Source organism: Limimaricola variabilis (genome assembly GCF_014195545.1).
In the GTDB taxonomy this organism is placed as follows: Bacteria; Pseudomonadota; Alphaproteobacteria; order Rhodobacterales; family Rhodobacteraceae; genus Limimaricola; species Limimaricola variabilis.
Map to the genome: position 1 here is coordinate 224873 of NZ_JACIBX010000001.1, position 13498 is coordinate 238370.

Annotated in this window: 6 protein-coding genes; 1 reads left to right on the plus strand and 5 read right to left on the minus strand. The window is 66.1% G+C overall.

Features of this window, described 5'->3' with window-relative positions:
• Positions 1-4 precede the first annotated feature (4 nt).
• The gene (gene ligD / locus FHS00_RS01085) at positions 5-2503 is read left to right on the plus strand and encodes a DNA ligase D (RefSeq protein WP_183469036.1); all 2499 of its coding nucleotides are present in this window, start codon (positions 5-7) and stop codon (positions 2501-2503) included.
• A gap of 241 nt (positions 2504-2744) precedes the next feature.
• On the opposite strand, the gene FHS00_RS01090 is transcribed toward ligD, so the two are convergent.
• From FHS00_RS01090 to FHS00_RS01110, 5 genes are all read right to left on the minus strand, one after another.
• Positions 2745-3746 carry an IS30 family transposase gene (locus FHS00_RS01090; protein WP_183469038.1) on the minus strand — a complete coding sequence of 334 codons (1002 nt, stop codon included), beginning with the start codon at positions 3744-3746 and terminating at the stop codon, positions 2745-2747.
• Between the two features lie 152 nt (positions 3747-3898).
• A complete protein-coding gene (locus FHS00_RS01095; RefSeq protein WP_183469040.1) occupies positions 3899-5242 on the minus strand; it encodes an HlyD family type I secretion periplasmic adaptor subunit in 1344 nt (447 codons plus the stop codon).
• Positions 5239-7497 (minus strand): type I secretion system permease/ATPase, encoded by a 2259-nt coding sequence (locus FHS00_RS01100; protein ID WP_183469715.1) that lies wholly within the window; start codon positions 7495-7497, stop codon positions 5239-5241. The genes FHS00_RS01095 and FHS00_RS01100 overlap by 4 nt, the downstream gene beginning before the upstream one ends.
• Positions 7498-7612: 115 nt before the next feature.
• Positions 7613-9907 (minus strand): hypothetical protein, encoded by a 2295-nt coding sequence (locus FHS00_RS01105; RefSeq protein WP_183469042.1) that lies wholly within the window; start codon positions 9905-9907, stop codon positions 7613-7615.
• Between the two features lie 153 nt (positions 9908-10060).
• Positions 10061-13387: a beta strand repeat-containing protein gene (locus FHS00_RS01110; protein ID WP_183469044.1), complete on the minus strand. Its 3327-nt coding sequence runs from the start codon at positions 13385-13387 to the stop codon at positions 10061-10063.
• Between the last annotated feature and the right edge of the window lie 111 nt (positions 13388-13498).

The window sequence follows — 13498 nt, forward strand, 5'->3', positions numbered from 1 at the left end:
CGCCGTGGACCGGCTGAAGGATTACGAGGCCAAGCGCGATTTCCGGGCAACCCCGGAGCCGCGCGGCAAGGGCCGGCGCGGCGACGATCGCCTGAGCTTCGTGGTGCAGAAGCATGACGCGACCCGCCTGCATTACGATTTCAGGCTCGAGCATGACGGCGCGCTGTGGTCCTGGGCCGTGACCCGGGGCCCGTCCGACGACCCGCGGGAGAAGCGCCTTGCAGTCCGTACCGAGGACCATCCGCTCGACTATGCCGGCTTCGAAGGCGTGATCCCCGAGGGGCAATACGGCGCGGGCACCGTCATGCTTCGGGATCGCGGCCATTGGGAGCCGCAGGACGGCGATCCGGCAGCGGCGCTCGCCGCCGGCAAGCTCAAGATCCGGTTGCATGGCGAGAGGATGCGGGGCGGCTGGACACTCGTCCGGATGAAGGGGGGGCGAAAGGGCGACAAGGGCCGCGAGAACTGGCTTCTGATCAAGGAGCGCGACGAGACGGCGACCGATCAGCCCGACGCGCTGACCGAACGCCATGACACCTCTGTCGAGAGCGGCCGGCGCATGGAGGAGATCGCCGCCGAGAAAGGGTCGAAACGCCGCAAGAAGGTCGAGAAGAAATCCGGCAAGGGGGCAGGGCGCGGCTACCCTACGCCCGCACCGTTAACGCCGCAGCTCGCCACGCTGCGCGAGACGGCCCCAGAGGGCGGGGAGTGGTGGCAGGAGCCGAAGTTCGACGGTTATCGCTGCCTGCTCGCCATCGGGGCCGACGGCGTGAAGGCCTGGAGCCGCAATGGCCATGACTGGAGCGACCGCTTCGCGCCGCTGATCGGCCCGGCCGAAGCCTTGCCCTGCGAGGCGGCCTTGATCGATGGCGAGGTAACCGCCGGGGAGGGCGGCGGTGATTTTTCCACCCTTCAGAAGGCGCTGTCGAACGGCGATCCGCTGACCTTCTATGCCTTCGACCTGCTGCATCTCGACGGCGAGGAACTGGTCAGGAAACCGCTGCGCGCGCGTCGCGCGGCGCTCGACGAGCTGCTGGGTGACATGCCCGAGGACGGGGCGATCCGGCTTTCGCCCTATATCGAGGGCACGGCGGAGAAGGTGCTGACCCATCTTTGCGGCGCGGGCGCGGAGGGCATCATCTGCAAGCGCGCCGACGCGCCGTATCGCTCCGGCCGCTCGACCGACTGGATCAAGGTGAAATGCATCAAGGGCGCGGAGTTCGTGATCGGGGGCTGGTCGCCCTCGGACAAGCGGGGCCGTCCGTTCGCCTCGCTGCTGATGGGCAGCTTCGAGGGCGACCGTCTGATCTATCACGGACGGGTCGGCACCGGCTTCGACGCCGAGACGATGCGCGATCTGGCGGACAGGATCGAGACTCTCGCGCGCAAGACATCGCCCTTCGACGACGTACCGCGCGAGGTGGCGAAGGACGCGCGCTGGATCACGCCCGAGCTGGTCGCCCAGGTGCGCTACGCCGAGCTGACCGCCGATGGCCAGATCCGCCACGGCGTGTTTCAGGGGCTCCGCGAGGACAAGGGCGTGAAGGAGGTCAGCGCCGCGCAGGAGCTCGCCGTAGATCGCGCCGTTGGGGCAGGCGAGGCGGAGCATCGCGGCATCCGCATCTCCAGTGCCGACCGCGTGATCTATCCCGGCCCGGCGCTCAGCAAGGGCGGAGTCGCGCGCTATTACGATCGCGTGGCCGAGCGAATGATGGAGCATGCCGCCGGGCGGCCCGTGGCGCTGGTGCGGATGCCCTCGGGCCTCGACGGACAACGCTTCTTCCAGCGCCATCCCGGCAAGGGGTTTCCCGAGGCGGTGAGGTCGGTGCGGCTGACCGAGGCCGACGGCAGCAGCGCAGATTACATAACACTTCCCGATCCCGCGGCGCTCCTCGGCGCGGTGCAGATGGGGACGCTCGAAGTGCATATCCATGGGGCGCGCAACGACCGGCTCGATCGGCCGGATCGGCTGGTCTTCGACCTCGATCCCGATGAAGATCTGGGCTTCCCCGCAGTGCGGAAGGCGGCTCGGGAAATCGGTGATCTGATGGCGCGGTTCGGCTTAGCCTCGGCGCCGATGGTCACCGGCGGCAAGGGCGTGCATATCATCGTCCCGCTGCGCCGTACCGCCGGTTGGGAAACGGTGCGCGGTTTTGCCGAGGCCGTGGCGCGTGGGTTCGAGCGGCGTGCGCCCGAACGCTTTACCGCGACGGCATCCAAGTCCGGCCGCAAGGGACGGATCTTCATCGACTGGCTGCGCAATGGCGCGGCGGCCACGGCCGTGTCGCCGTATTCGCTGCGGGCGCGTCCCGGTGCACCGGTCGCGGTGCCCGCGGATTGGGACGAACTCGCGCGACTGGATCGAGCAGACGGCTTCGACATCGAGGCGGCCGTCGCGAGAGCGCAACGAGATTGTCCGCTGCTCGACGCCAGCCGGGGCGCGCAGGGGCTGTCGCAATCGGTGCTCGACGCGATGGAGGATTGGCTCGAAGAGGCCGACTAGGCGGCTGTCCGAGCCCGGTGCTCGAGATTAGACACTCTCAGCGAGAGCGGATGGAGCACAGCCGTCCGTAGAAACCGCCACTCGCAGCACCTTGCGCTCATAAGAATGTCTGGCGCGAACGAAGGCACGCCAGACATTTGATTTCAAGCTGAGAAGGAGGAGGCATCGACAGGTCACGACGCCTCAACTGTGGTGAGCGATACTTGAACCGCGACTCCTTGGTGGGTTTAGGGTAGGGCGCTCACGTCCTCTTCTCCAGCATCTTGGCCCGGAACACCTCGGCGGGGGTTCTCCATCCGAGGCATTTGCGCGGCGTAGCGTTCAGCCGGTCGCAGATCTCGCGGATGTCGTGGTCGGAGAGTTGGCCGATGTCGCGTTCCCGGGGCAGCCAGCGGCGGGCACGGCGATTAGTGTTCTCGACCGTGCCTTTCTGCCATGGCGCGGAAGGGTCGCAGAACCAGCTGCTCGTGCCGATCTCGGCCTGGAGATGCGGCCACGAGACGAACTCGGTGCCACGGTCGAAAGTGATCGATCTGCGCGCCGGCTGGGGCAGGGCACGGATCGCCGCGATGACCTTGTCCATGACGGGTCGGGTCCGCTTGTCGGCGTTCTTCAGCAGTACAGTGAACCGGCTGACTCGCTCGACGAGCGAGGTCACGTTTGCGGAGCCGAACCGTTGCCGGAACAGCATCAAGTCTGCCTCCCAGTGCCCGAACTGGGAGCGCTGTGCCACAGCCTCGGGCCGGAACAGGATGCTGACATCGCGGTGAAATTTCGGCGCGCGACGCTTGCGGGCGCGTCTCGGGCGGCGGGCCTTGCGGTGGGTCGGCAGATACCACCACAGCTCGTCACGCATGCCTTCCTTGGCGTAGATGTAGCGATAGATGGTTTCCTGGCAGACCCGTAGCGGCGCGCGCTCCATGCGCATCCGGCCAGCGATCTGCTCCGGGGTCCAGCCATCCTTTATCCGATCGACGACCTGGTCACGCAGCTGCGGATGCCGGATCAGCTTGCGCTGCCGGGCGCGACGGTCACTGGTTCTCAACTGCGCGGCCATCGCGAAGTAGCCCACGACCTTCGGCATGCAGGGATCCTGAAAATGATTGCGCCTGAGTTCGCGGAAAATGGTCGAGCGGTGACGCTGCAATACCCGCGCCATCTCGTTCACGGACACCCTGGCATGGCGCCAGCGTTCGATCCTGCGCCGTTCCTCGAGCGTCAACTGCGCGTAGACACGTCCCATACTGGAAAACTCCTGCTTGATAGGGCATTGTTTTCAAACAAGAGTCGCAGTTGGAAGTAGCGCGCGCCGTCGTCATAACAGATTACTCATAACTGGTATTATGTAAGATTACTGAGTTACCGAGCGTATCTATCCATTACTCTATATACGGTTTACCTCTCACGGAACGCGCGCGTCATGCTGTCCTTGATCGGTTTCGTGATGTACTGGGCAAAGGTCCGCGACGCCGTCTGGATCATGATCTGCGCCGGCATGCCCGGCGTCGGCGAAAAGCCCGGCACCCGCTCCAGCTGCTCCGGCTCGAGCGAGATCCGTGCGAGATACACCTCCCGCATCTCCGGCCCCAGCCCTTCGGAAATCGCGTCGGCCGAGACGTAGAACACCTCTCCGTCCAGAACCGGCGTCGTCCTTTGGTTGAGCGCGGTCAACTGCACCGTCGCCGGCTGGCCGCGCCGCACGCTGTCGATCTCGACGCGCGGGATCTGAACCTCGATGATCAGCGGCTCGTCCACCGGCAGGATTTCGAGGATCGGCCGACCGCTCTCGATCACGCCGCCGGCCGTATGGAAGTACAGCCGAACCACAGTGCCAGAGACCGGCGCCACGACATCGGCCCGAGCACGGACCGATTGCGCCGCGCGCGACTGCTCGCGAATGCTCTCGAGTTCAGCCTCGACGGCCTGAAGCTCGTCGAGAGCCTTTTCGCGGTAACGGTCGACTTCCTGGGCGATCTGGTCCTGGTGCTTCAGGATCACTTCCTCGATCTCGGCGATCTCCGCCTCGAGCCGGCCGATCTGGCCTTGCGCCTCGAGCTTCGCGCGCTCGATCGCCATCAGTTCCGGCCGACGCAGCAATCCGCGCTCGAACAGCTTGGCCTTGTCAGCGAGTTCAGCCGAGAGCAGTTCGAGCTGGCCACCATGGGTGATCAGCTGCGCCGCGTAGCCGCTGGCACGGATCTTGAGGGCCTGCACGTTGCGCTCCAGGAGCGACAGATCGTTTTCGAGCGCAGCGCGCGACACCCGGAAGGTCAGCTCCTGCCCGTCGAGGATGTCGGCCACGGCCAGATCGGCGCGCGCCGCTTCGAGGTGGCGCGGGAAAGTCAGCTCCTCGCGCCGCTCTTCCTCGGCCAGCAGCCGGGCTTGCGTCGCCTCGAGGCGTAGCTGCCGCAACTGCAATTCTCGCTCAGTGGCCACCGCCTGCGTGCTGTCGAGCCGCAGCAGCAGATCGCCTGCCTCGACCCTGTCGCCCTCGGCCACGAGGATCTCGTCGATGATCCCGCCTTCGAGGTGCTGGACGATCTTGTTCTGGCCAGTGGCCACGAAGCTGCCCTGGGCGATTACCGCCGCGGCCAGCGGCGCGCCGAAGGCCCAAGCGCCAAAGCCACCGAAGGTCACCACCAGCAGGACCAGCGCGATGACGGTATGCCGACGCACCGAACGCGGCACCTCAACGAACCACTCACCTGCATCGGCTGTCGTCGTTTGCGGCAGGTTCATTTCCCGGCTCCCCCATTCGGGCCCGGCATGCGGGGTGCACCGCCCTGCCCTGGCATACGCGGCGTGCCGCCCGGCGCCTTGTCACCGGCCAGCCGCTTGAGCACCTCCATCCGCTCACCGAACATCTGGATGGTGCCGTCGCCGAGCAGCATGATTTTGTCGACCGCGGTGAGAAGCGACGGCTTCTGTGTCACCACGATCACCGTGATCTTGTTCTTCTTCGCGTGCTGGATCGCGCGCGCCAGCGCCTTGTCGCCGGCGCTGTCGAGGTTGGAGTTCGGCTCGTCGAGCACCACGAAGCGCGGGTCGCCGAAGAAGGCCCGCGCCAGCGCGATGCGCTGCTTCTGCCCGCCCGAGAGCGGCGATCCGTCGGCAGCCACCACGGTCTCGTAGCCCTGCGGCAGGTTGGCAATCATCTCGTGGACGTCGGCCAGCGCTGCGGCGTGGTAGATCTGCGCGTCGGTCGCGTCCTCGCGCATCCGGCCGATATTGTCCTTGATGGAGCCCGGGAAGAGCTGCACGTCCTGCGGCAGGTAGCCGATATTCTCGCCGAGCTGGCGCGGGTCCCAGTTGCGCAGATCCATCAGGTCGAGACGAACATTGCCCGATGTCGGCAGGATCGATCCCACCAGCATCTTGCCCAGCGTGGTCTTGCCGGCGCCGGAATTGCCGATGATGGCGAGAGTGTCGCCCGGGCTGAGCGAGAAGCTGATGCCGTTCAGAACGACCTGCTTGGTACCGCCCGGCACGTAGAGCAGCCGCTCCACGTCCAGCCGCCCTTCCGGTCGCGGCAGGTTCAGCCGCTCGAACTGCAGGCGCGAATTGCGCAGCAGCGCCGTGATCCGGCCATAGGAGGAGCGCGACATCGCATAGGCGCTCCAGCCGTCGATTGCGCCCTCGATCGGTGACAGCGCGCGGCCTGCGATGATCGAGGCGGCGATCACCATGCCGCCGGTGATCTCGCCCTGGATCGCCAGATAGGCGCCCCAGCCGAGCATCGCGATCTGGGTGAGCAGCCGCACCGCCCGGGAGATCGCCGAAGCCGCGATGTTGCGGTCCTGCGCCTTCACCTGCGCGGTCAGCGAGGTGGCCGTGTCACGGCCCCAGATCCGCACCGCTTCGGGGATCATCGCCAGGGCGTTGATGATTTGGCTGTTGCGGGCCATCGACTCGAGATGCAGGTTGGCCCGGCTCTGCGCGGCGTTGGCCTCGGCAAAGGAGCGCGCCGTGCATCTCTGGTTGATGAGCGTCACCACCAGCAGCGCCAGCGAGGTGCCGACCACGATCATGCCGAGATGCGGGTGCACGAGGAAGATCGCGAGGATGAAGAGCGGCGCGAAGGGCACGTCGAGGAAGGACAGAAGCGTCCCCGACACCAGGAAGCCCCGCAGCTGCTGCAGGTCGCCCAGCGTCTGGTACTCGCGGCCCGAACCGTGCAGCGCGGCCGCCGAGGCGGCGCTCAGGATCGGCGCGCCCAAGCGGGCGGCGACCTCGACCGCGGTACGCATCAGCATGAAGCGCCGGATCGCGTCGAACACCGCCTGCAGGATCACCGCGCCGACGATGACGATGGTGAGCATGATGAGCGTGTCGACCGAACGGCTGGTCAGCACCCGGTCCGAGATCTGGAAGAGGTAGATCGGGATGGCGAGGATCAGCAGGTTGGTGGCGCAGGTCAGCACCAAGACCATCACCATGTTGCGCCGCACGGCACGGATGCCGAGCCGCAGCGCGCGGCCGTAATCCTCGGGCCCGACCCGCTTGTGGAAGCGCGGCGGCGCAGCGCCGCCATTTCCGCCGCCACCGCCGCCGCCGTCATCGCCGCTGCCGCGACCACCGGTGTCGCCGCCATCGAGGCCCGGCGTCTTGCGGCGCAGAGGTCCACGATCGGCCTCGATGATCGGCCCCGGCAAGGTCGGATCCTCAGGCCCGCGCGCGACGGTTTCCTCCGGATCCGGGGTGGCACGGGCGGTCACCGGATCGGCGGCCCCTGCCCCTTTGGCCGTGGCATCGCCCGGTGCCTCGGGCGCCGCGGCCGGTGGGTCGGTCGGCACCACCTTCTGGGCCGGCGCCTCCGCCGTCGGTTGGGATGCGGCCTGCGGCCTTGCCACCTGCTGCGGCGCCGCCTGCACCGGGGTGACCTTGGCCGTTGTCGCCGGCGCTCTATTGGCCTGCTCCGGGACCGCCTGCACTGGCGCTGCCGTCGCCTTGGGGGCCTCGGCCTGCGGTGCTTCCGCCGTTCCGCCCTCGGCCATCCGGGCCGGGCGAACCAGGAAACCAGGCAAGCCGGTCGGGTCCGTGGGGCGCCGCAAAGGCGGATCGACCCGGGTCGGACTGACGAACTCTGTCACGCGCATATCATAAACCCCGTCAACTCAGCATTGTTTGCATCAGATCGGCCTGGCCCGCCTGGGCCCCCGCCAATCCAGCCTGCGTCGCGGCATCTCCGGCCGCGATCGCGTCTTCCATCGTCCCGGCCGCGAGGCCCTCGGCGCCGTCGACCATCCCCTCTGCGAGGAAGGCCACCGCCTCGTTGGCCAGGGCCGCCATGCCGACGCCCTGCGGCGCGGCGGTCTCGTCGATCAGCCCCGCCTGGTGCAACAGGGCGTCGTCATAGGTGCCGCCCTTGGCCATGATCTGGCTGTCGACGCCCTGATCGTTGATCGAGGCGAGGTTGGCCAACAGGTTGGAATCGGTGATGATCTGCGCGCCGTCCTTCGCGGCGAGCTCGCCCTGCAAGGCGTCGACCATGTCGGAATCGCCCATCACGTTGATCTGGTCGATCCAGTTCAGTGTGATGAAGTCGCCCTCGATGACCAGCACCTTCAGAAACTCGACGCCGTCGAAGAAATCGAGACCGAGCACGTCCTGGCCGATCTGCTGGGCGCCGCCGGTCAGGGCCTTGCTGGCATTGGACAGCGCGTTCGGCATCTCGGCCGCCGTGTCGACACCCTTGGTCTCGATCCGCGCCTCGTTGTAGAGGAGGTTCGCCGGCGCCGGCTCAGCGGCCGGGGCTTTCGCCACCTCGGTCGTCTTCGGAGCTGTCTTGTCGCTGCCGTTGCCTTTCGGCCCTTCGACGCCCTTGAGGTCGGCGGCGCTCTTGCTGCTGCCATCCACGGCCTTGCTGCTGCCGCCCGCCTTATCGCCACCGATCTCCAGCGTCTTCTTGCTGCTGTGCACGCTGTCGCTGCCGGCATCGAGCTTCTTGCCGCCGACCGCTGGCGCGGCGCCCGCTCCGCCGGGGCCCGTGGCCCCGACCGTGCCGGTGATCTGATCGTCATCGAGCAACAGGTTGGCCTGCCGCACGATGTTCATGTCGATCATGTTGCCACCGACAAAGATCACGTCGAAGTTCCAGCCGAACTGGTTCAGCGTCGCGATGTTGGCGAGCGAGTTGTCACCGGTGCCGAGCCGCAGCTCGTAGCCGCCGAAGCTGATCCGGACGTGGTCGGTGTCGTTGACGAAGTTGTATTGCTGGACCGTGTTGATCTGCACCAGATCGCCCTCGATCCGGGCGATCGCATAGCCCATCGGGCCACCCATCCAGCCGCCAGTGGAAGCCACGTTCGACACGGTGGTGATCTGCGCCGCGTTGTGGGCGAGCGAAGGTCCGGACTCCATCGAAGCGCTGGGCCCGTTGTCGCGGTTGAACAGCAGGTTGACCTGCGAGATGGCGTCGAAGTTGCGGGCGTAGCCCTCCACGACGATCACCGGCGCGTCGAGCCAGTCAGAATTGATCGAGGCGGAGTTGATCGCCGTGTTGCCGCCGGTGACCAGCTGATGGGTCGGAAGATCCTCCCTGTAGGAGACCGGCCCGGCCTCGCCGCCGGGACCGCGCATCGCCTCGGCAAAGCGCGCCTCGAAGCTGTCGGCCGGGGCGTTGCCCGGCTCGCGCCCGTCCTCGTCCGGGTCCTTGAGGCGCTGATAGATCGGCCGCAGCGTCATCCAGTCGGGCAGTTCCTCGACGCTGACCCCGTCAAGATGCAGCCCCTGCGCCGCCTCGCCGCGCAGCACCACCGCCCCGAGCGCGCCGCCTTCGAGGCTCGCGGCCTTGACCATGATCTCTTCGGTCATGCCGGCCCAGTCGAACCCGGCGCCCGCCTTGGCCAGGATCCCGGCCAGGGGCGCTGCAAAGGGCGCGAGCTCGTCGAGCTGATCGGCAAGGGTCCGCAGCGCGCCGTCCATCTGCATCGCGTTCTGCAGCGCGCGGGCGAGGTCGGCCGGGTTCAGGATGCCGAACAGGTCGCTATCGTCGAGCCAGATTTCAGAAATCGTGACCGTCGCGACGCTCGAGGGCGGCGGCATCTCGGGGGTCACGCCCTCGGATCCCGTCTGCTCGAGCTTGACCTCGTCCTGCTGCCTGACCGGCGTCGGGGGAAGCAGGTCGATCTTCTCGTCCGGCGGCAGGCGCAGCGGCGGCAACTCGGCTTCGCGCGGCGCATAGGGCGGCGGAAGCGGCGTGTACTTCACCTTCGGGTCGAGGTCCTCGATCTTGTACTTCTGGATCAGCCGCAACCCCTCGAAGACAAGCGGCCCGAGCTCCTGATCCTGGAGCTGGGCCGCTCTGAAACTGTCGTAATCGGCCCTGAGCCGTGCTGCCTCTTCGGCCAGCTCAAAGGTGCCTATGAAATGGGCAATGCTGTCGGTGACGCGTTCTCGGATCATGATGCTGCTGCTGACCCCGCCTTTCCCGAGCCGGGCCTGGACCCGTGGCTGCCAAGTGGAATTCGGATTGGCGGAGATTGACGATGCCGGTCCGCCACCGGCCGAATGGTGACCGGGGCCGGTCGCAAGACCGGCCCCGGATCGTCTCGCGGCTTACATGCCGTCCTGGTCGTCGCCGACATAGGTGGAGCTGAAGGAGCCGCCGACCACGTTCATGTCCACCGTGTTGCCGAGGACGTTGGCCCCCATCACGATGTCCTGGTTGAACGCGCTCTGCTCGACCTGCGCTGCCGCCGAGGCGAAGGATTCGCCGGTGACGTAGCCGGAGTCGCCGTTGCCCGAGCCCCAGCTTCCGCCGTTGCCGCCGCCGCCGCCGTCGCCGTTCATGGCGTTGCCGGCATTGCCGCCCATCGCGTCACCGCCCCAGGCCATGCCGCCATCGGCCATGCCGCCATTGGCGCTGCCGCTGGCTCCGCCCATGGCGCTCGCTGCGCCGGCGTTGCCGCCATCGGCGGTTGATGCCACCGCGCCAGCCGCGGAGGTCGCCGCGTTGGTGGTCATGGAGCCGTCGGCCGCCCCGCCGTAGCCGGTGTCGATGTCGGAGTCGTTGTCGGCTTCCGCCATCGCCATCGCTTCGAGGGCCATCTCCGACAGACCGCCGTAACCACCATCGCCATCGGCCGTGCCGGTGGTTGTGCTGGTCGAGGTCGAGTCGTTGTCGGAACTGTTCGCACCGCCGACGCCGCCGGTGCCATCGGCCATCGCATCACCCGAGATGGTGTTGGTATGGGTACCAGCTTCCAGCTGTCCGCCTCCGGCGGCGCCGGTGGTATGGCCGTTGGAGTTCGCATTAACGGCGTTGGTGGCGTCGTTGTCGGTGCCTGCGGCACCGCCATCGCCGGTGTGAACCTTGTTGCCATTGTCGGTATCGACAGTAGCATCATTGTCCGCGCCGGCCCCACCGCCGTTCACGCCACCCACTTCGGCCTTGTTGTGCAAGTCGCTGTGGGTCTTGTTGTCGGCCGTACCGCCGTCACCCGAAGCGGCGCCTCCTGCTCCGCCGTCATTGTCGGCCGAGGCGTCGGTATGCGCCTTGGACTTGTTGGTCGAGTTCGCAGCGCCACCGTCACCACTGTCAGAGTCGGTCGTACCGTTGCTCTGGGACTGCGCCGTATCAGCATGAACAGCTTGACCGCCGGTCCCTGCACCGCCGTTGCCGTTGCTATCGGCATGGGCCTTGGAGGTATTGTCGGCGTCCCCAGCCTTGGCTTTTGTTTCGGCCTCGCCGTAGGACTTCGCGTGAGAGTCGTTGTTGGCCGCGGCGCCCTCGCCGCCATCGCCGTCGGCGTATGCCTTGGCCTTGGCATGTGCGTCGTTGTTGGCGTCGCCAGCAGCACCGCCATTGCCGGACGCATCGGAGGTCGAGGTAGCGTCGTTGTTAGTGTCGCCTCGGCCGCCGTTACCTGCTTGCCCACCTGTATCGGCGTGGATCTTGGTGTGAGCGTCGCCGTCACCGGCTTCATTGCCGTTGTCGTCGTGCTTTTTGTTGTCCTTCTTCCAGTTGTGGGGCTTGTCGCCACCGCCGCCGCCGCCGACATCGCCACCATCGCCATCGGTCTCATTCTTGACATAGATGTCGTTGTCGGTGTTGCCGCCTTTGCCACCATCAGCCCAACCATCGGCGTGAGACTTGGAGGTAGAGGCATTGTTGGTATCGCCACCTTCGCCGCCACTACCATCGCTATGAGCCTTGGACTTTGAGTAGGCGTCGTTATTGGTGTTTCCACCATTACCGCCGTCTCCCTTGGACTTGGCATAAGCGTCGGAAGTGTTAGTTGCGTTGCCTGAATCGGCATCCGTGGCGGCCTTGCCAAGAGACACCGACACCGCGTCGTTGTCGGGGCTACCGCCCGTGCCATCACCGGCAGCAGCGTTGCCGGTTGTGCCTGCGGAGTTGGTGCCGGTCACATCGCCATCGGCCTTGCCGGATTCGCCTCCATCCGCATGGCCCTGCGCATTCGAACCAGCGTTCCCGCTAGTCGCGCCGCTTCCATTACCACCGTTGCCGCCGTCATGCTTGGCATCCGCGTCGGCCTCGGTATCGGCGTAGATTTTGCCCTTTTGCTCGCCGACCATGCCGCCGTTGCCAGCTGTGCTATTAGCATTGCCGTCAGCGCTGTTCGTCGTGCCAGTCGTGGCGGTCGGATCCGAGTTGCCACCATTGCCGCCATCGGCATCGCCCTTGGCCTTGGCCTTCACGTCGACGTCGTTCTTGCTCTTGATGTCGCCCGAATTGCCGCCTCCAGCCCAAGTATGAGCATGCAACGCAGCCCCACTAGCATCACCGTTGGCATTGGTCGTGACGTTGCCGCCGTCGCCGCCCTTATCGTCCGAGTATGCCTTGGACTTAGTTTCCGAAGTGGTGTTGTTGTCGTTGTCGGTGTTGCCACCGGCTCCACCGGCCGATGTATTGCCGCCCTGGTTGGTTGTAGGAGCTTGGGTGGTGTCATTGGTCGAGTTGTTGTTACCGCCGTTGCCTCCATCGGCATTCGTGGTGCCGTTGGTAGTTGCACCCGCCGCGGTATGCCCCGTCGCACCCGAGCTGCCGCCATTTCCACCGGTTCCACCGGTCGTGTTGGCGTTGCCGCCAGCGCCGCTCGCGCCGCCATTGGCGGTGCCGTTGGCCGTGCCGCCTTGGCCAGCATCAGGATCGCCGCCCGTGGAATGGGCGCCGCTGCCGCCCTGGCCACCGTCACCGCCGGCATTGATGCCGTCACCCGACTTGGCATGGCCGCCGTTAGCCGTACCATTTTGGGTAAACATCCCGGTATTCGAGACGGATGCGGTCCCGAGGGTGTCGGTGTCGTCCAGGTTGATCTGCTGGAGGTTGACGATGCCGGCGTCATTGCCGCCGCCGCCCAGCGAGTCGCTCAGCACGTCATCCATGCCGACGTCATCGCCCGGGTTGTAATCGTAATCGATCGAACCCTTGGCGTTGAAGAACGTGTTGCCGTCGGAGTTCTTCAGGTCGAAATCGCCGATGTCGTTGTCGTTATGGGCGCCGATGTCATCGAGATCCATGCCGATATCGATGTCGACGTCGACGTCTGTCTTGCTGTGATTGTAGTTGTCGTTCGTGTTGACGTTGTCGCTGCCGCTCCAGGCCTTGGCGTGGGCGTCGCCCTTGGAGTGGCTGTGGCTGTGGCTGTCAGCGTCGCTCTCGGCGTCGCTCTTGGCTTTGCTCTTGTTCAGGTTCTTGTTGAAGTTCCCGTTGTGATTGTCGTTGTTATTTCCGTTGTCATTGTCGTTATTATTGTCGTTATCGTTGTCGTTATCGTTGTTGTTCCCTTCGCCCATCTCGTCATCAGGAAGCGGATCGGGATCCGGATCCGGGATGTAGGGGTCGTCAGGCGTGTAGTTCTCGCCTTGTGTACCGAAGCTGAACAGGCCGTTTCCGCCGTTACCGTTGCGCGTGCTCATTTCAAAGTCTCCAGAGATGCCGCCACCGTGCACCGCCAGTCTGTCCAAAGCGGTGGTCGCGATCGCGTATGGTTGGAAGATTTGGTAGTTGCGTCCTGTCGGACAGGCGCC